The 18,975-nt window shown below is 67.5% G+C and carries 10 protein-coding genes; 1 reads left to right on the plus strand and 9 read right to left on the minus strand.

Translation table 11 applies throughout. From position 1 onward, the window contains the following. Positions 1-9: 9 nt before the first annotated feature. The 5 genes from JW958_11905 to JW958_11925 form a co-directional block, all read right to left on the minus strand. Complete coding sequence (locus JW958_11905) at positions 10-1,497, minus strand: glycoside hydrolase family 3 protein (GenBank protein ID MBN1826958.1); 1,488 nt, start codon at positions 1,495-1,497, stop codon at positions 10-12. Further along, positions 1,494-2,813 (minus strand): SpoIID/LytB domain-containing protein, encoded by a 1,320-nt coding sequence (locus JW958_11910; protein MBN1826959.1) that lies wholly within the window; start codon positions 2,811-2,813, stop codon positions 1,494-1,496. Before JW958_11910 ends, JW958_11905 begins: the two co-directional genes overlap by 4 nt. Next, the gene (locus JW958_11915; protein ID MBN1826960.1) at positions 2,810-3,994 is read right to left on the minus strand and encodes an anhydro-N-acetylmuramic acid kinase; all 1,185 of its coding nucleotides are present in this window, start codon (positions 3,992-3,994) and stop codon (positions 2,810-2,812) included. Before JW958_11915 ends, JW958_11910 begins: the two co-directional genes overlap by 4 nt. Further along, positions 3,991-5,688, minus strand: a complete 1,698-nt coding sequence (locus JW958_11920; GenBank protein ID MBN1826961.1) for a Na+:solute symporter — start codon at positions 5,686-5,688, stop codon at positions 3,991-3,993. Before JW958_11920 ends, JW958_11915 begins: the two co-directional genes overlap by 4 nt. Positions 5,689-5,881: 193 nt before the next feature. Further along, positions 5,882-9,961 carry a hypothetical protein gene (locus JW958_11925; GenBank protein ID MBN1826962.1) on the minus strand — a complete coding sequence of 1,360 codons (4,080 nt, stop codon included), beginning with the start codon at positions 9,959-9,961 and terminating at the stop codon, positions 5,882-5,884. Between the two features lie 236 nt (positions 9,962-10,197). Here JW958_11925 and JW958_11930 point away from each other — a divergent pair, with 236 nt between their 5' ends. Beyond that, positions 10,198-11,748: an FG-GAP repeat protein gene (locus JW958_11930; GenBank protein MBN1826963.1), complete on the plus strand. Its 1,551-nt coding sequence runs from the start codon at positions 10,198-10,200 to the stop codon at positions 11,746-11,748. 90 nt (positions 11,749-11,838) lie between these two features. Here the strand turns inward: JW958_11930 and JW958_11935 are convergent, their stop codons facing one another. The 4 genes from JW958_11935 to JW958_11950 are packed head-to-tail and all read right to left on the minus strand — an operon-like array spanning position 11,839 to position 18,732. Then, positions 11,839-13,149: a tetratricopeptide repeat protein gene (locus JW958_11935; GenBank protein ID MBN1826964.1), complete on the minus strand. Its 1,311-nt coding sequence runs from the start codon at positions 13,147-13,149 to the stop codon at positions 11,839-11,841. After that, positions 13,146-15,554, minus strand: coding sequence for a sulfatase-like hydrolase/transferase (locus JW958_11940; GenBank protein ID MBN1826965.1), 2,409 nt, complete (start codon positions 15,552-15,554; stop codon positions 13,146-13,148). The genes JW958_11935 and JW958_11940 overlap by 4 nt, the downstream gene beginning before the upstream one ends. Then, positions 15,551-17,677 (minus strand): tetratricopeptide repeat protein, encoded by a 2,127-nt coding sequence (locus JW958_11945; GenBank protein ID MBN1826966.1) that lies wholly within the window; start codon positions 17,675-17,677, stop codon positions 15,551-15,553. Before JW958_11945 ends, JW958_11940 begins: the two co-directional genes overlap by 4 nt. Further along, positions 17,674-18,732, minus strand: a complete 1,059-nt coding sequence (locus JW958_11950; GenBank protein ID MBN1826967.1) for a right-handed parallel beta-helix repeat-containing protein — start codon at positions 18,730-18,732, stop codon at positions 17,674-17,676. Before JW958_11950 ends, JW958_11945 begins: the two co-directional genes overlap by 4 nt. Between the last annotated feature and the right edge of the window lie 243 nt (positions 18,733-18,975).

Raw genomic sequence — 18,975 nt, forward strand, 5'->3', positions numbered from 1 at the left:
CCGATTGTGTCAACGAATTGCGAGCGGGGAAGTCCCGGCGGGGCGCGATTTTCCGGACAGGACGCGGAGAAGGGCGACCAGCGCCTCCGGCTCGAAACCGAAGGTGAGGAGCGCCTCCCCCGGCCACGCGCGGAGGAGCGGCTCCGGGTCGAGAAGGGCCACCGGAAGGAGGCGCCCCGGAAGGGGAGCCAGCCCGCGGAGAAGACGGAGCTGCCCCGCCGGGGGCTCCCCCCTTCCCAGGATGCCCACCGCCGACGCGGGGACCCGCCCCGCCTCCCGGAGAAGAACACGGACTTCTCCCGGTGACGGATCGAAGGGATAACGGACGACACGGACCGCCCCGGCGCCCCGGACGGCCTCCCCCGGATCGACCGGCAGACCGATCCGCCCCTCGAGGCGTTTCGGCAGGAAGAGAATGCCCCCCTCCGCGGGGAAGGGGCGGAAGGGACCGCGCCCGCGCGCCCGGACGATCCCGCGCGCCTCCGGAAAGGGGGGGCGCCGCCGGGGAGGGGAGGAGGCGGCGGGGAGGCCATCCCGCAAACGCTCGATCCTCTCCCCCCTCTCCCCCGCCTCCTCCGGATCGATCCGGCCCTCCCGCATCGCACGGGCGAGAAGACCGGCCACCCTCTCCCCCTGGGCGAGGGAGCGGCCTGCGCAAAAGAGGTCGATCCCGGCGCGGAACGCGGGAACCACCCCCTCCATCCCGGGGAAACCGGCCATCTCCAACGCATCGCTCATCACGATTCCCCGGAAGCCGAGTTGCCGCCGGAGGAGCCCCCCGATCACCTCTTCCGAAAGAGTGGCGGGGCGCCGCCCCGTCCCGAGGCCGGGGTAGGCGACGTGGGCGATCATCACCGCGGGGAGGCCGGCCCGTATCGCGGCGTGGAAGGGAACCAGATCCCGGCGGCGGATGAGATCCCCAGTCCGCCGGTCCGCCGGTAGGCCGGTATGAGAGTCGGCGCGCACTCCCCCGTGGCCGGGAAAGTGCTTCCCCACGGGGAGAACGCCCCCGAGGAGCGCGCCGCGCACCGCGGCCGCCCCCATCCGCGCGACGAGCCCCGGCCGTCCGCCGTACGCCCGCGTCCCGATCACCGCTCCCCCGCCGGGACCGACCACGTCCAGTACCGGCGCGAGCGCCATCCCCACGCCGATCTCACGGAGGCGGGCCGCGCTTTCCCTCGCCCACGCCTCGGCCGCCCCCTCGTCCCCCGCCGCGCCGAGCCGCATCGGCGCCGGTGGAACACCGGCGACGGCGCGCGCCTCCGAGACCAGCCCCCCCTCCTGGTCGGTCGCGATCAGAGGCGGCCGGGGGAGGAGCCGCGCCGCCCGCGCCGTCAAACGCCCCACTTCCTCCTGATCGCGCATATTTCGTCGAAAGAGGATCAGGTGGCCGACTCCGCCCCGCCGGAGGATCGCCTCCTCCTTGACAAGGAGAGACCGCCCCGCGGGGGCGGCCATCACCAAACGACCGGCGAGTCCCAGAAAGCGGTCGGTCATCGCGGTCCCCGCGAGAGGAGGGAGCGGGTCGCCCGGCGAAGGTCGATCCCCGGATAGTAATGCGTCAGGATCCGGTCGTAGGAGTAGCCCTTCTCCGCCATCCCCATCGCTCCCCACTGGCACATGCCGATCCCGTGGCCGAAGCCGCGCCCCTCGGCTCGGATCTCCGTCACGAGGCCCCCTTCCCGCTTCACTTCCAGATCAAACCAGGTGCTCCGGAGAATGCCCCCTCCTTGCGGGCGTCCGAGCACCCACCGGACCCTGTCGCCGCCGACCCGCACATCCTCTCCCTCGGCGCGGAAGAGAACCGAGAGCACACGCCCCGATCGCCCCTTCTTTTCCACACGGACGTCCCGGAGCCGCCCGAGCCTCCCGGCGTCGAGCTTCTTCTCCGCGGCGAGACGGCGGATGATTCCGGCGACCGCCTCGGAGCCGGACCAATGCTCGACCCAACGGAAGTGCGGCGACTCGCGGCAGAACGAACGGGAGGGATCGATCCCACCGCCGGGGCCGTCTCCGGCGCCCCGCAGGTAGGGCGCCCCCTCCCTGTCGAACCAGACCTCTTCCAACGGCGCCGTGCGGCCGCCGCAGGTGGAGGAGTAGTAGGCGCGGATCAGCTTGCCGCGGAACACGGCGACCACCCCCGCCGTTTCGCGGATCGCGCGATCCACCACGGGGTCGGTCCTCTCCAGTCCGCGATACACCTGGTCCCCCTCGTCGGCGACCAGGTCCCAGGGCTCCCCCTCCCTTCCCAACCGCGAGAGCGCGTAGGTGCGCGCCGCCACCGCCTGCGCCTTGAGCGCCTCGATCTTCTCCTCCGGAAGCCAACCGATCTCCCAGGGGACGACTCCGCGCAGGTAGTCCTCCATGCCGATTCCGTTCACCGCCGAGATCCCGGTCGGCGAAGGGACCGCCACGAGAGTGCCGCCGTACGGCTTCCCCGCGAGGAGGAAAGGCTCCCCCCCATGGGGGATGAAGGTGGCCGCCCCCTCGATCCACATCCCCCCCGCCTCTTCCATGAGCACGATGCCGCCCGACGCGCCCGGCTCGAAGCGGAGGGTCTCGCCCGGATCGACCGGACGCTCGCCGCCGGACCAGCGGAGCGTCCCTCCCCGCGCCGAGCCGAACTCGAGAGAGGGAACGTCCACGAGAAGCGCCACCCGCAGGGGAGGCACCGGCAGCCCCGGCGCCCGCCCCCGCCCCCTCTCCGCCGGAACCGCTCCGGGTTGAACCGGTGGGCGGGGGGCGCAGGAGAGCAGAAGGAGAATCGCCGGAAGAGCGGCGGCGCGGAGCGCGCGGCGGGGCAAAAACTTCATGCGTCCTTTTCCTTTCTCCAAACTATTCGGAAGGGGCGCGATCCCGGGGCGAGGACGCCGAGGAGGGGCGCGCCTCGGGACCCCGTGATGCCGCCGAGATCATAGCGGTTTCCGGCGACGAACTCACCCGCCAGCAGGGCGAAACCGACCGCCTCCCGCGCGTCCGGGTCGACCCCCAGTTTCTCGAAGGGGAGAAGCGGCCGCGGGGCGATCCCATCGGCGATCATGGCGGCGAGTGTGCGGTTTCGCGCGCCGCCGCCGCATACGTAAACCTCCGCGTCCGGCGCGGCGCGCGCCGCGATCGCCTCCGCCGCGCTCCGGGCGGTGAAGGCTGTCGCCGTGGCGAGAATGCCCTCCGCGCCGAGCCCCTTTTTCCTCCCCGCCTCCCACAGCTCCCCCGCCATCGCGTCGCCGAAGACCGACGTCCCGGTCGACTTGGGGGGGCGCCGCCGGAGGAAAGGGTGGCGCATGAGGCGGGCCAGCGTCTCTCGATCCACGATGCCGCGCGCCGCGCCGGCGCCGCCCGGGTCGAAACGCCTCTTTCCTCCCGACGCGAGGCGCGCGATCCGGTCGATCAGTGCGTTCCCCGGGCCTGTGTCGAAAGCGACCACCTCCTCCAGGGAGCACCCCGCCGGGAGAAGCGTGAAGTTCGCGATGCCGCCGATATTCAGAAGCACGCGGTCCCGCCGGGGAGAACGGAAGAGGAGCCAGTCGGTGAGCGGCAGGAGAGGCGCTCCCTCACCGCCCGCGGCGACGTCGGCGGCGCGGAAGTCGAACACCGTCGCCGTGCCGGTCCGCGCGGCGATCACCGCGCCGTCTCCGATCTGCACCGAAGCGCCCTCCCGCCGCGCGGGGAGGTGGAGCAATGTCTGTCCGTGGCTACCGATCAGGTCGATCGTCCCGATACCGCCGTTCCTCTCGGCGAGGCGGAGCGCCGCTCGGGCGAAGAGTTCTCCGACCCGCGCGTGCAGCCGCGCCCTCTCCTCCGCCTCCCTCGCCCCGCGTCCCGCGGCCCGAAGGAGCCGCTCCCGGTCCCCCTTGCGAATCGCTTCGTGCCGGAAATCGACGACCCGCGCGCTTAGGCCGGGACCGGCGCCGCGGATCTCGACAAGCGCCGCGTCCACGCCGTCCATCGACGTCCCCGAGTTCAGGCCGATCACGCGCGTCACGTTCTTCTTCATTCGCTCCACCTCTCCCGCGCCGCGAAACGGAAAAGCGCCGCCCCGCCCGCCGCGGCGACGCCGAGAAGAACCGCCCCCCGAACGGGGCTCCCGAGAAGAAGCGAGCCGCCGCCGAAGAGAAAGGCGTAAAGCGCGATCGTGCCGATCCCCCACTGGAGCAACCAACGCCCCGCCGGATCGCGCGGTTCGTCGCCGCGGAAAGGCCCCCACGCCCCGAGCGGCCGCACGCGCGCGCAGAATCCCCGGAGCCTCTCCGCCTCGACCGGCGCGGTCAGGAAGGTGACGGGCACCCAGACCGCCGCCGAGAGCCCCACGATCCAGGGGAGCGTGTAGGGGAAAGCGATCCCCGGCGCCCAAACCCGGAGCGCCGCGTTGGCGGCGAGGGAGGCGAGCATCGCCGAGAGTTCGCTCCAGGCGTTGATCCGCCACCAAAACCATCGCAAGATGTAAACGATCCCCGCGCCGGCGCCGAGAGAGATCGTCAGGATCCAAGCGCCGGTGATCGTGCGATAGCGGAGCGCCGCGAGCGCGCCGAGCCCCATCAGCAGAATGGTCGCGACCCGCGACAACAGCACCAGCCGCCGGTCGGTCGCCCCGGGATCGATGAACCGCCTGTACAGATCGTTGATGAGATACGAAGCGCCCCAGTTCAGGTGCGTGTCGATGGTGGACATGAACGCCGCCATCAGAGACGCCGCCAGGATCCCCCGCCAAACCGCCGGAAGAACGAGAAACGCGGTGGCCGGGTACGCCGCCTTGTGGTCGGTCATCTCCGGAAAGAGGACGAGCGACGCCAGCGCCACCAGCACCCACGGCCATGTCCGGATCCCGTAGTGGGCGAACTGGAACCAGAGGGTGGCGCGCACCGCCTCCTTCTCGTTCCGGGAAGCGGACATCCTCTGGATGATGATCCCCCCGCCGTCGGCGTTGTCGGTGCACCACCAGAGCATGCCGAGATAGATGGCGAAGGCGCCCGTCGGGAGCCAGCTCTCCCCCGCGACGGGGAGCGGGCGGAGGAGCCCCTCGAGACGCTCCGCCGGGAAGGCGGCGGCGAGCCCCTCCAGTCCGCCGATTTTACGGAAGGCGAAGAAGGCGGCCGCGCCGGCGCCGGTCAGCGCGAGGACGAACTGCACCAGGTCGGTCACCACCACCGCCCAGAACCCGGAGAGGACCGCGTAAACGAGCGCGACGCCGCAGGAGACCGCCACCGCCGTCCCCTTCCCCACGCCGGGGAAAGCCCCCTCCACGAGCGTCGCCATGGCGAGGATCACCCATCCCATCACCAGGCAGTTGCGGATCACGGCGCTGTAGAAACCGCGCCACGCGCGGAGCGCCGCCGCGCCCCGCCCCGAGTAGCGCAGCTCCGTCACCTCCGCGTCGGTCACCACGCGCGCCCGCCTCCAGAAACGGGCGAAGAGGAATACCGAGAGCATGCCGCCGATTCCGTAGCTCCACCAGAGCCAGTTCCCCGCGACGCCGTGCGTGCGGACCATCTCGGTGACGGCGAGGGGAGTGTCGGCGGCGAAGCTGGTGGCGGCCATGCTCGTGCCGGCGAGCCACCAGGGAAGAGAGCGGCCGGAGAGAAAGAAAGACTCCATGCCGGAGCCGGCCCGCCGCGCCAGCACGACGCCGGCGGCGAGGGAGAAGACGAGATAGCCGGCGACGATCGCCCAGTCCACCGCTTCCAATCGCACGGAAACGCCTCCCCGGGGTACGCGCGGGGCACCCCTCGGGCGCGCATTGTAACGGAGAGAGAGCAAAAGGAGAAGGGCGGCCTCGGAAGGATCTCCGGCGCGGCGCGCTCCGGACTCTCCGAGAAAAAATCTTCCGCTTTATATAGGGGACACGCGCCCGCCTATCGGCCGCGAGGTTCGGACGAAGGGCGGATTACGGTTTGAGGATCGCCTTGCCGAGCGCTTCGGCTCGGTTCCCTCCGCCGCTCGCGACGAGGCGGTACACGTATACTCCGGCGGCGATCCGGTCGCCGTCGGCGTCCCGGCCGTCCCAAACGCCCGGGTTCTCGTTATAGCCTACCGTGCCGGAGAGTCCGTCGATCACGCGAATCCGTCGTCCCGCGACGGTATACACCTCGAGGAACACGCGGTCCGCCGGAGCGGTCAGATGGTAGAAGAAGCCGGTCTCTCCGTCGACGGGATTGGGGTGGTTCAACAGATCCACGACGCGGAGGCGATCCTCCACGCGGAATCGGACGCTCTTTTGCAGCCCCTGGACGCCGACGGCGAGAACGTGCTCCCCCGGATCGAGGAGCGGGCGGAGGGCGGCCCGCCAATGGAAGCCGTCCAGCGGGATGAGCGAATCCGGCTCCACCGGCGCGCCGTCCAGATCGAGGACGAGATCCTCCTCGTTCACCGGGACGGGCGTCGCGATCTCCGCGCGGATGAGCGGCTCCCGGACGACGTAGTCGCCGTCGCGGATCGTAGCGCCGTCGAAGGTGAGGCTCACGCCGACGAGCACCCGGAGGCGGAATTCCGCGGAACGGCCGTTGGCGTCCTTCGCCCGGAAGAGGACCTCGTACTCGCCGAAGCGGATCTCGGCGTCGTATCGGATCGTCCAGGCGCGGCCGTCGGCGGCGAGGGCGCTGTCCGCCTCGACGGTGTAGAGAGAGGGATCCAACGCCTCCCCGGCTTCGAAGACGCCGATCGAGTCGGCGGCGATCGCCACCTCGTCGTGCACCCGGGCGACGATCGACACCGGGCCGCCGTCGTCCCGCCCGGTCAGCGGATCGCCGTCCTCCGCCGTCTCGCCGTCCACGGTCACCTCGAAGTGCGGGGGGCGGGCGTCGATCCGTAGCGCCGGATCGCCGAAGAGGACGTAACGGCGGGGGATCCCGCTGCTCCCACCGCCGGCGACGAAGTCCGCCATGCCGAGGGCGACGATCTCGCCCAGCGTCCAGCGGGGGATTCCGCCGTACCAGGCGGGGAGAGAGTCCGGGTCGGCGCCGGGGATCACGCCGGGGGTCTGGAACATATATTTGATGACCGAATCGTTCAACACGAGATTGGATTGCAGATATTCGATGGCGGTGGAACCGAAGGAGGCCACCGCGCCGCCGCGGTCGCTCAACACCATCTCCTCGGGAATCGATTCGTATCCAAAGGAACTGAATCGGTCGAACTCGGCGATGGAGCATCCGTATCCCATGAAAATGTACGGCCGCCCCCGGTTTTTCGAATAGGAACGGATGTCGCGGGAGGCGTGGTTCCGGTAGTCCCATCCGTTCCGCAGAATCACCTCGTGGGTGAGCACGTTCCGGTTCCCGTGCCCCTGAAAGTTCACCAGAAGGGCGCCGGCGCCGTTCAGCTCCCCGAAAAGAGCGGGGATTACGTCTGCGCGGCACTTCTCGATCACGCAGTCCACGTCCGCCTTGTCCGGATTATCCGGATCGGATGGATAGGGGCAGAGGGGATGAAAGATATCCGTGTAGGAGGAGAGATAAACGCCCACCGTGTCGATCCCGCGGGCGGCGGTCTCCTTCAGCTCGCGGGCGAACCGCTCCGAGTGCTCCCGGAACTGCGTTTGTCCGCTATTGACGGTCGGTCCCTTCGTGAAAGTCCAGCCGTCGTCGGCGAGGAAAATCACGCGGGATCGCCAGGAATCGCCGGCGTCGAAGCTCTCATAGGCGATGGTTTTCTCCACCATCTCCTCCAGCTCCGAGGCGCGCCCCACGGGGAAGCGGCCGATCAGCAAGTCCGGGAGCGGGTCCGAATCGCCGTCCAAGAGAACGTACCACTGGTCGCTCGTATCCCAGTGATCGCCGCTCGATTCCACCTGCGCCCGGTAGATCGGATAGCCGGGGATGAAATCGATCTCGTTGTCGTAGTCCGGGTTGGCGGCGTAGTTCCGGGCGGTCCCCTTGTAATCCTCGTACCCGTCGCCGACGAAGAGGACCCACCCCGGCGGAGTGGACCAACGTTCGAAGGCGTAGCGGAGGAAGCGGCGGATCGCCACCGGATCCTTCACGCCGCCGTTAAAGGCGTCGTAGACCTCGCCGACCGGAACGACGCGGACCGAATAGCCCTGCGCCTCCCGATGGGAGACGAGGTCGCCCAGACCCCCCACGAAATCCTCGTGGGCGAGGATCAGGTAAGTCCCCTCCTCGCCCGCGGGATCCGCCGGAGAAACCGCCTCGATCCGTGAAGAGGAGAGGGTCCGCATCGCCGAGGGAACGGCGGCGGCGTAGCGCCGGGTCGCGCCGGCGGAGTCCTCCAGCGCGAAGACGTAGGCGCTTCCGTCGAAACCGATCGACCCTTGGACGAGCCGGACCGGGGCGTAGGGATCGGTCACGTCGAACAGCACCACCGCCGAATCGGAGAATCCCTCCACCTCGATCCGGTAGCGGCCGGTCGCCTCGCCGTTGGAGAAGAGAAGGTAGTCCTCGTAGGCGCGGTAGAGGAAACGGGCGTGCACCTCGTACCAGTCCAGATAGCCCCCGGCGCCGGTACCGAATTCCCATGGGGTCCACCGGCTCCCCCCGTACTGAAAACGATTGATCCCCGCCGCTATCGTCGAGGCGTCCCTCGTCTTCTCGGCCGGAAACAGCCCGGGGATCTCGCCGATCACGGTTTGATCGAAAACCGTGTCCCCGCTCGCCGAGTTCGTCAGCGTGTAGCGATGATTGGTCTTGGTGGTGCCCGTAGCGGTTTCCATGGGAGACACGCTCACCGTCATCGCCTTGATGCCGTAAGGCGCCTCCGGATCCGGCGCGGGAAGGGTCACCTCGGTGGTCTTGGTCGCATCGTTCCTGCCCATGGCGAAGTAGAGGTCCACCGTGTCCGAAGGAGTATTGATGTTGTACTCGATGTCCGATTCCCAGCGGATGGAATCGGGGAAGGAACGAAGAGACGTGAGGCCGGTCCACGCGTGGAGCGCCGTGCGCTCCTCCATCGGCGCCCTCTCCCCTCCCACGGTGAGGAAGTAGACCGCGTCCACGGCGAAGCGGTCCTCGTAGTCCCGCTTCATCCGATCGTCGCGAAAGCCGGGGAGATAGACCAAGAGGGCGTCGCCGGACTCGAAGAAACCGTCGCCGTCGTCGTCCTCTTCGAGGAAGGGGATCGAGAGGACGGTGAAGGGATCGCCGCCCGATTCGAAAAGACCGTCGTCGTATCCGCGCCCCTCGATCTCGAGCGAGGAGAAGGGGATCCCCGAGGAGAGCCCGTCCTCCTGGAAACGTTCGAAAGCGATCCGGTAGAAACCGGTTTCCCGCACGAGAATCCGATAGGCTTCCGAAAGAGGCGCGGCCCTTTTCCGCGCGCCCGCGCCGTCGCGGGCGACGCGGGCGACACGGCTGCGGAAGGCGCGGCCCTGGTCATAGTTCGAAAGGAGCCCGCGGTAGATCTCTTCCCAGCGCCCCTCGTCGCCGACAGGTTCCCGCGCCGCCGGGGCGCCCCTCTTCGCCGGATCGGGAAGGAACTCCACCTCCACCTCCATCTTCCGATAGACGCGGATCAGCCCCGTGGAGGGAACGACGCGGATCGGCGCGACGCGGACCGGTACGAGGAGTTGGTGGCGGAAGCGGGCCGGCTCTCCCACCGTGACCGGCTCGGCGGGATACCAATCGGTCCGCCGGTAGAACACTTCTTCGTAGGCGGGGAGCGCGACGGCGACCCCCGGAGAGCCGACCGTCGTGTCCCGCCGCGCGGGAAGGACCGTCGGTCCGGGGAGATCGTCGTATTCGGCGCCGACCAAACGGGCGCGGGCGATGTGCCCCTCGGGAACGGCGATCCAATAACCCTGAATGGGAAGGTCGGGGCGGCCCGGCTCGCCGATCCTTCCAGCGCCGAACATGTCGATCCGCCGGAAAGAACGCCCTTCCGACTCCACCTCGACCATGTCGTACCGGTTCGGCTCGACGGTGAGGAGAAGCCCTTTGTCCTCTCGAGTGGTCACTCCGGCCCGAACCAAGGGAACGAATGCGGCGAAAGCGACGGCGGCCGGAAGAAGCCGCAACGCCACAACCTTTCCAACTCTTTTTATTTTCATGTGTTACCAGTCCTCGGGGGTGCTCCGGACTGCGAAGCGTCGGGGAACGCCATTCGGCCCATCTCTGTGAATGAAAATAGCAAAGACCATGCCCGGCGGTCAAACCGGATCGGCCTTTCCCGGTCGGCGTTGACCGATCGATGCGATCCCTGCTAGAATCCGCCACCGATCCCGGAAAGAGAGATTACGCAAGAGAGGTGATCATGCGATACCGAATGCTTTGGGTTCTGTTGTTCTGCTTCAGCACCGCCGTGTCCGCCGAGGGGCGGCGTTACGATCTCCAATTCGAGAAGAAGGCGATCCTCTACGGCGAGCAGAGGAGCGGGAACATGGGGAACGCCGTCGCGGCCGGCGATTTCGACGGAGACGGAATCGACGATCTCGCCGTGGCGACGCCGGGCGCCGATCGCTCGGATCCGGATCGGAAAATCGCGGGGAGAATCGATGTGTATTTCGGCGGTCCGGAGCGGCGGGCGGACGAAGCGCACACCGGCACCGGCGAGGCGGATTGGGTGATCTTCGGCGGCGGGGAGAAAGACGGAATCGGCTACAGCCTCGTCGCGGGCGATCTGGATGGTGATGGACGGGACGAACTGGTCGTCGGCTCCATTTTCCTGGACGGCCCCGATGGAGAGCGGGTGAACTGCGGGGGCGCCTACGTGTTCTACGGCGGGCCCCGCCATGAGGGCCGGCGAGTGATCGATCTGGCGCGGGAACCGGCGGACATCGCGATCTTCGGCGCGGAAGCGAAGGACCACCTCACGGGAGACATGGCCGCCGGCGATCTCGACGGAGACGGCAGGGACGATTTGGTCCTCGGCGCTTTTTACGCGGACGGGCCGGAAAACGGCCGCCATCATTGCGGTGAGGCTCATGTGCTTTTCGGCGCCCCCCGATCGGCGCTGCCGCCGGTGATCGACCTGGCGGAAACGACCCTCCCCTGGATCTACGGCGCCGAGGCTTCCGACACATTCGGAAGAGCCCTCGCCATAGGCGATCTGGACGGCGACGGGAAGGGGGATATCATCGGCGGCGCCTACTACGCCGACGGACCGGACAACGAGAGAATCAACGCCGGCGAGGTATACGTTCTCTACGGGCGCCCCCGGGATCGATTCCCCTCCGAAACGGATCTGACCGACGGCGCGGACCTACATATCTACGGTGAGGCGGAAGGTTTCGTCACGGGCCGCGACGTGGCCGCCGCGGACATGAATCGGGACGGCCGGGACGACATGTTGATCGGCGCGCATTTCGGAACGGTGGACCCGCGGGACACGGAGGGAAGCCGGGACGGCGTGCTCTACATCGTCTACGGGCGGCCGGAACGCGGAATGGTCGGCGTCCTCGATCTCGGCACGAACGCCGACTGCCGCATCCACGGCGGAGAGAGCCACGAGCAACTGGGATGGCCGCTGATCACCGGCGTCATCGACGAGGAAGGGAACGAAGCGGTGATCGCCGTCGCCAAGAAATCCTCCGGCGGGGAGCTGGCGCGCCACGAAGCGGGGGAAGCCTATTTCATCTCCTCCCGGCCGTTGCGGGAAACCCTCCGGGGGCGCATTTCCATCGATGAAGCGGCGGATTTTTCCGTCGTCGGATCGAACGAGCGGGACAAGGCCGCCTTCAGCGGAGCGGTGCTCGACTGGAACGGCGACGGAAGGCCGGAGATCGCCCTCGGCGTTCCGGACGCGGGCGGGCCGAGCGGCGACGCCCCTTCCGCGGGGGAAACGATCCTCTTCTTCGTCCCCTGACCGGGAAGTCTCCTTACGCGCGGGCGCGGCGACCCCTCTTCGGAACCGCCGCGCCCGCGTTTCTTCGCGCTTCCTTCCGTGAAAAGCGCCCTACTGTTGGGTGGGCAGGTTCGGGAAAACCAACCCGGACTGCTCCTCCGGCTCGGGGGGGATCTCCCCCTTCTCCAGGTAATACAAGGTTTCCCGAGCTTCCATCGCCTCCCATCCGTAGGGAGCCATGCTGATCACCCGCTTCCAGTTTTCGATCGCCTCGTCGAAATCACCCAAACGGCCGAGCACGCGCGCCAGATCGACCCAGCCGGTGAGATAGTCCGGATCCACCTCCACCGCCTTCCGGAAGTAAGTTTCCGCCATCTCGAGGTCGCCCCGGTCCCTGTAGCTGATTCCCAGATTGCGCCAGGCGAGTTGGTTCAACGAGCCGAAACGGGTCGCTTTCGTGTAGGTCTCGATCGACTTTTCCGGATCCTTCCGCATCCGGTAGAGAATCCCGAGCTGCATGTACGCCTCTAGGAAAGTCGAGTCGAGGTGAATCGCGTCGAGCATGAGCTGCTCTCCCTCGTCGAGCCGCCAGGCGTTCCTGAGCCGGAGTCCCCGAAAAACCAGATCGCCCAAATACTCCTCGGTCGTCCCCTCCAATGCGGCCCGGCGCGCCTCCTCCGCTTCATCGAGACGCCCCAGATCGGTCAGGACACGGGAGAGCAGGGTGAGGTAGTCCCGGTCGGTTCCGAGTCGGCTCCGAAGGGGTTCCAGAATCTTGGCCGCCTCCGCCGCATCGCCTTGGAAGTAAAGAGCGGCGCCCAGTTCCTTCTGAATGACCACCATCTCCGGATCCAGCTCCATCGCCCGCCGCAACTCCTTCTCCTCTTCCTCGTGCTCCCCGGCGGCGCGATGGGCGAGGGCGAGATGCAGGCGGGCCAGGGCGCGGTTCGGATCGAGCCGCACCGCCTCGGCCAGCGCCGCCCGTGCTTGAGAAACCCTCGTTCCTTCCAGATAGGCCTTGCCCAGTTCCTCATATCCGCGCGCGTAATCGGGGTTCTTCCGGAGAAAGTCCTCCATGATGCTGTACTTGACCATCGATTGACGGGAGAGGACCATGTGGACCAGCCGGACGGCGCGGTTGTCCGGTTCCCGCTCCGCCCAATCGTTGTACTCCTTGCGAACCTTCTCCCTCTCGCCGCTGCGGATCCGCATCTCACAATAGGCGAGGTGGGCGTCCACGTCGCTCGGGACCTCGGCGATCCTTTGTTCGAGAAGAGCCAGCGCCCGTTCCCGTTCCCCCATATAGAAGAGATCCACCGCCTCACGAACCGGATCGTCCGCGGCCCCCGCCAGAGACGAAAACAACAGAATCGCCAATAAACCGACGATCGCCGGTACGGTCGCTTTCCGGTCGGCCTTCATCGCATCCCTCCCATCTGCGTTCGCGCGCTTTCGATATTTTTTCGCGCGGTCTGCGCGCTCGGCGATCGGGGGGCGGCGTCGACGGCCGCCTCCCAAGCCCGAACCGCTTCGTCGACCATACCGAGATCGGCATGGGCCGCGCCCAGGTTCAAATAGACATCCGAATCCTTCGGATCATACCGCAAGGCGATCTCGTACTGAACGATCGCTTGAGCGGGCCGGCCGTCCTCCCGGAGAAGATTGCCCAACCCGAAATAACCCTTGGCGAAGCGGGGATTCCGCGTCACCGAATCGTGCAACAGCTCCCAAGCCGCGTCCCTCCGGCCGTGACGCTTGGCGGCTAGGGCGAGATTGTAATACGCTTCGACCAGATCGGGGTCCGCCTCGATCGCTTTTTTGTAATACGCGATCACCTTCTCCCACTCCTCCGTCTCTTCGTACAGGTTCCCCAGGTTCTGGTAGGCCGGGGCGAAATCGGGCCGGAGTTCGATCGCGCGGCGGAAAGAGCGGATCGCCTCCTCCCTCTCCCCACGCAGGCGTTGCACCGTGCCGAGGGCGCTGTAGGCGGAAGGGGAATCGGGATGGACGCGCAGTTCTTCTCGGAATTCCCTCTCCGCCGCGTCCGGATCGTCTTGAAGAAGCCGGCATTCGCCGAGGCGGACGTGCCCCTCGGGGTACTCCGAATCGCGGGAGAGCAGTTCACGGAACACCTCGACCGCCTCGTCGATCCGGCCGAGACGCAGAAGCGCGTTTCCGCGGCTTCCCAAGAGAAAAAGATCATGGGGCCGGAGGGGGAGGATCGTCCGGTAGACGCTGTCCGCCCTCTCCCATTGCCCCATCAGCGCGAAAGAGTCGCCGATCGACTTGCGCACATCCGGATTGCCCGGATCCGTCTCGGACAACTGCTCCAGCTTGCGGAGGGCCGCTTCCGGTTTTCCCTCCTCGAGCAGATCCACGGCCGTGAAATACTCCCGGAGAATGTCGATCCGGTCTTTCGGGTCCGGTCGCTCTTCGACGCGGTCCGCGGCCCGCTCCTCATCGGTCCGCGTCATGTAACCGGGCGCTTCGAGCCGGGCGCGCTCCTCTTCGGAGATCTCCAGCCTCGCTTCCCCGCCCGCCCACTCCCGATCGCATCGTATTCTCTCCTCCAGGAGCGCCCGCAGCCGGTCCGCCGTCTTTGTTTCCCGGTCGATCAGGTTCCTCTCCTCCCCGGGATCGGCGACGAGATCGTAGAGTTCTTCTCGGGGGAGGAGAATGTATTTCCAGCGATCGGTCACGATGGAGCGGGCTTCGCTCCAGCCGTAGTCTTCACGGGGCGCGAAGGTTTCGGCGTAGTGTACCAGTTCGAGGGAAACCTCCGGGTCGACGAGGAGCGGGGCGAGACTGCGCCCCTCGGCGTCGGGAAGGGGAGGAAGGCCGAGAAGATCGAGGACGGTCGGGGCGATATCCACCTCCCGCGCCAGGGACTCCACCACGCCTCCGGGGCGCCAGCCGGCGCTTGAAAGGGGCCCGCGCGCGGGTGGGCGGATGATGAGCGGGATCCGAATCGTCGTGTCGTAAAGAAAAATGGCGTGGGTTTCCTCGCCGTGGGCGCCGAGCCCCTCGCCGTGATCTCCGGTGAGGACCACCACGGTCCGCTCCGCCAGGCCGAGGCGGTCCAGGGCGTCGGTCAGACGGCCCACCTCGCCGTCGACGTAGGCGATCTCCCCGTCGTAGGGGCGTTCCTTGTAGAGCGAGGCGAAAGGCTCGGGCGGATCGTAACGCCAATGAGGGTCGAAGAAGTGCACGAAGAGGAAAAACGGCGCTCCCGTTCCGTTCTCCTCCAACCAGGCGACCGCCCGGTCGGCCACCTCCTCGGCCCGGATCTCCGCGAGGTGGGGATCGATCCCCTGCAGGTACGGAAGGCGGTCGTCGTACAGGTCGAAACCCTGATCCAGTCCGAACCGGGACTCCATCGGATAGGAACCGACGAAGGCGGCGGTAACGTACCCTTCCCGTTTCACCCATTCCGCCAGGGTGAGGGCCCCTTCGGGCAGGCGGTAGGTGGCGTTGTTGCGGACGCGGTGGTGGTAGGGGTACTCGGCGGTCAAAAGCGAAGCGTGGGACGGCAGGGTGATGGGCGCCGTCGCCAGGGCCCGCGCGAAGCGCGTCCCCGCCGCGGCCAGATCGTCGATCCGCGGCGTCTCGATCTCTTCATAGCCATAGCATCCGAGATGGTCGGGACGGCAGGTGTCGATCGAGATCAGCAGGAGGGAAAGGCCGCCTCGTGACGCCGCGCCTCCGGTCGAATCGCCGGACCGGCCGGCCGCTCCCCGCCCTTCGTCCCGGTTCCCGTCGCCGCATCCGGCCGCCAGAACCGTGAGGCCGACCAACGCGAGGCGGAGCATTTTCCGGCTCTTCCTCACTCGGGATTCTCCCTCCCGGCGACCGAGCCGATCGCCTCCTCGGCCAGTCGGATGTTGCTTCGGATCGGGCTCTCCGGATCGTACGCCAGTATCTTTTCCCAAGCGCGGATCGCCCCCTCGTTGTCCCCTCGGTGGAAAAGCACCAGGCCGATATTGCAGTGCGCCGCGGAGTGGCGGGGGTTCAACTCCACCGCCTTCCGATACTCCCGGAGCGCTTCCTCCTCACGGCCCTGTTTTTCCAACAGGTCGCCCAGGCGGTTGCGAAGATCCGCGTCCTCTCCGGCATCACCGATCCGCTCGCGGACGAGCGCCTCCGCCCCGTCGAAATCGCCCGCTTTCTCCCGGCTGTTCACCAGATTCCGGAACGCGTCTTCGTTCTCCGGCTCGACCGCCAGCGCCCGGCGGTACGCGTCCGAGGCCTTCTCGTACCGCTCCAGATCGAAGAGGGCGTTCCCCAGATTGTAATAGGCCGCCCCCCAATCGCCCCGAAGACGGAGAGCCTCACGATACGACTCCACCGCTCTTTCGTTCCGGTTCATGGCGTGCTCGACCACGCCGAGGTTGAGGTGCGCCTCGGCGAAGTCGGGGGCCACCCGGAGCGCGGCCCGGTAGCCTTCGGCCGCCTCCCACAAGCGCCCCTGCGATTGATCGAGCCGCGCCGCGCTGTAAAGCGCGGTCCTATGTCCCGGGAACAATTCGAGAGCTTCGTCGTACGCCTTCCGAGCCTCGTCGACCCGCCCCATCTCCTCGTAAGCCTGCCCCATTTGGGTCAGCGAGAAGGCTCGCGCGATCGTCCTCCCCTCGCCGGCCACCGGGCGGTTGATCAGGACGAAGAGGAGCGCCAAAATCGCCAACGTCCAGACGGTTTGGAACCAGCGCCACCGCCGCCACCCCGCCGCGATCCAGGCGAGCCCGAGCGCCGCCGGAACGGCGAAAACACCGGCGAAGGGGATCCGATAACGGGAGTGGATATAAAAGAGGAGCGCGGACGCGAACTGGGCGAACAGGAAGAGAAGGAGCGGCGCCCCTCTCCGCCGGACCAGGAGGAGAATCACGCCGACCAAGCCGAGCGGGGCGATCACGCCGAAGAGAAGGGGCGTGCGCCGGAGGATGTCCGTTCGCTCCTGGAAGAAACCCATGTCCACGTTGTCCGGTATCTCCAGGTCGTTCCAGAAGAGAAAGGCCTTGCGCCCGAGGAGACGGAGATAACCCGCGGGGTGGGCGACGATCCATCGGAGGCCTCTCGTCATCCAATAACGGGACACCGCCGAGGGAGGGAGCGGCCGCCCCTCTTCCCTCTCGGCGATCCTCTTCGATTCGTGGATATTGATGTTCTCCGGCGTGGGAACGCTCGCCTCGGGGAAAGAGAAGACGCCCCGGGCGGCCTCGTTGTTCCCCATGAAGAAATTGACCCCGCCGTGAGAAGAGACGGGAACGAAATCGCCGCCCAGCACGGCGTTCCGGAGGGTGACCGGGAAGATCGCCAGGGCCGTGCCCAGCAGAAGCGCTCCGGCGGCGATCCCTCTCCGCCACCCCCTCTCGATCGCGATCACCCAAACGATCAGGAGAGGGAGCAGAAGCAGGAGGTTCCCCTGAATCAGCGTGCCGAGTCCGAGAAGCAGCCCGCAGAAGAAAAGGGATCGCGCTGAACCTCCGGGCCGCCGAGCGAGAAGGCGGTCGAGAAGGAGCAGATTGACGAAGAGCCCGATCGCCGTCGGCAGGCGAAAGGTCTCGTAGAAGAGGGTGGGGCGGTAGAGCCCGCCGATCAGGAGGGCGAGAACGCCCGCCGTTCTTCCGCCGAGGCGGGAGGCGATCCGATAGAGGAGCCACAGCCCCGCCAGTCCTACGAGGATCTGGAAGACCGCCACCGGCATCGGGCGGGGACCGAACACGCGATAGAAAAAACCGAGTAGATAAGGATAGGCGGGATTGGTCGCGAAGACGGGGAAGGGATAGCCGTCTCCTGCGGCGATCCGTTCGGCGATCTCGTGGTAGACCTTGGAGTCCGCCACCGGATGGTGGAAGAGGGGATGATCCGCCGCCTCCCGCAGGTAGGCGACTCTCCAGAAGAGGAGCAGAAGGAAGAGACCGCCGATCGTGAGTGAGCGGGCGCCGCGAGTCATCGACGCTCCCCGAACAGGGGCGGTTCATCCGCGGCGGGCTCTTCGCCGCACAACGCGGTGTAGCATCCCGCCGCACCCTCTCCCCGGACGGGAGACGCGGGCCGGAGCCGCGGATCGGTCGCTTCGTCGCAGAGGAGAGGATCTTCCCGGCGGGCGCCGGCCCATGGTTCCACCCCTTCGGCGGGCCCGCAGGCGTGGAGCACGTTCCCTTCCGATACGGGCTCCGACCCGCCGTCGACGAACAACCAGGCGCCCGCGGAGCGGACGAGCAGGTTTCGGACGAGCCGTGCGCTCCCTCGGTTGTCGATTCGGATCCCCCCGGTGAGGGGACCGTAGTTCCGGACCAGCGTGTTCCTTTCGAAGAGGACGTCATTTTTCCAGGAGTAGAGAGCGCCGCCCATGTCGCCGCAGTCGTTCCCGATCGCCAGGTTGCCGCGGACACGGGCCTCGTTCGATTGCAGGAAGGAGACCGCGCCCCCCCGCTTCATCGCCCGGTTCTCCTCGAAACGGTTACCGATGACTTCCGCGGCGCATTTTCTCAGCACCGCCAGGCCGCCGCCGGAATCGGAGATGACCCGGTTCCCGCGGAACAGGTTCCCCCGTACCGTCCCCCGGGTTCGGTCGAGAAGACAGAGCCCGCCCCCGTGGAAGACCACCGAGTTGTTCTCGAAAATATTCGCTTCGGCCGTCAAGGAACATTTGTTAGCGGCGCATACGCCCCCGCCGTGGTATCGGGCGTAGTTATCCACGATCCGGTTTCCGCGAAGAACCGCTTCCACGCCGTTGTGAATGGAGACGCCCCCGCCGTTGCCGTCCACCCAGCCGTTCCGCACGGTGAAGCCGTCCAACACGAAGGAGACCCCTTCGCCGCGCGCGACCACCACCGATTTTTCCACGCCCAATCCGTCCAGCACGGTCGGCCGACGCACCGGGTCCCGGCCGCTGAAATCACGATCCCATCCGCCCGTCAGAACGAGGCTCTTCTCGATGATCAGGTTCTCCCGATACACTCCCTCGGCGACGGCGACGGTGTCCCCCTCCGCGGCGAGGCTCACCCCCCCCGCGACATCCGGCGCGTCGCCGGGTACGCGGAGCGTCCGCCCCGAAGCGGGAACGGCGGCGGCGAGAAACGAGAGGAAAAGGGATAGGGAAATGAGGCGAGGAAATCGGTGGATATTCATCATGAGGAGAGTATAACCCGGCCCCGGGAAGCCGGGCAAGCGCCCCCGTCAGGGCGAAAAGAAGCGGCCCGCGCGGGTACGCGGGCCGCTCGATCCAACCATCATGCGCGTCGGCGT

The organism is Candidatus Eisenbacteria bacterium, assembly GCA_016930695.1.
Classification (GTDB): domain Bacteria; phylum Orphanbacterota; class Orphanbacteria; order Orphanbacterales; family Orphanbacteraceae; genus JAFGGD01.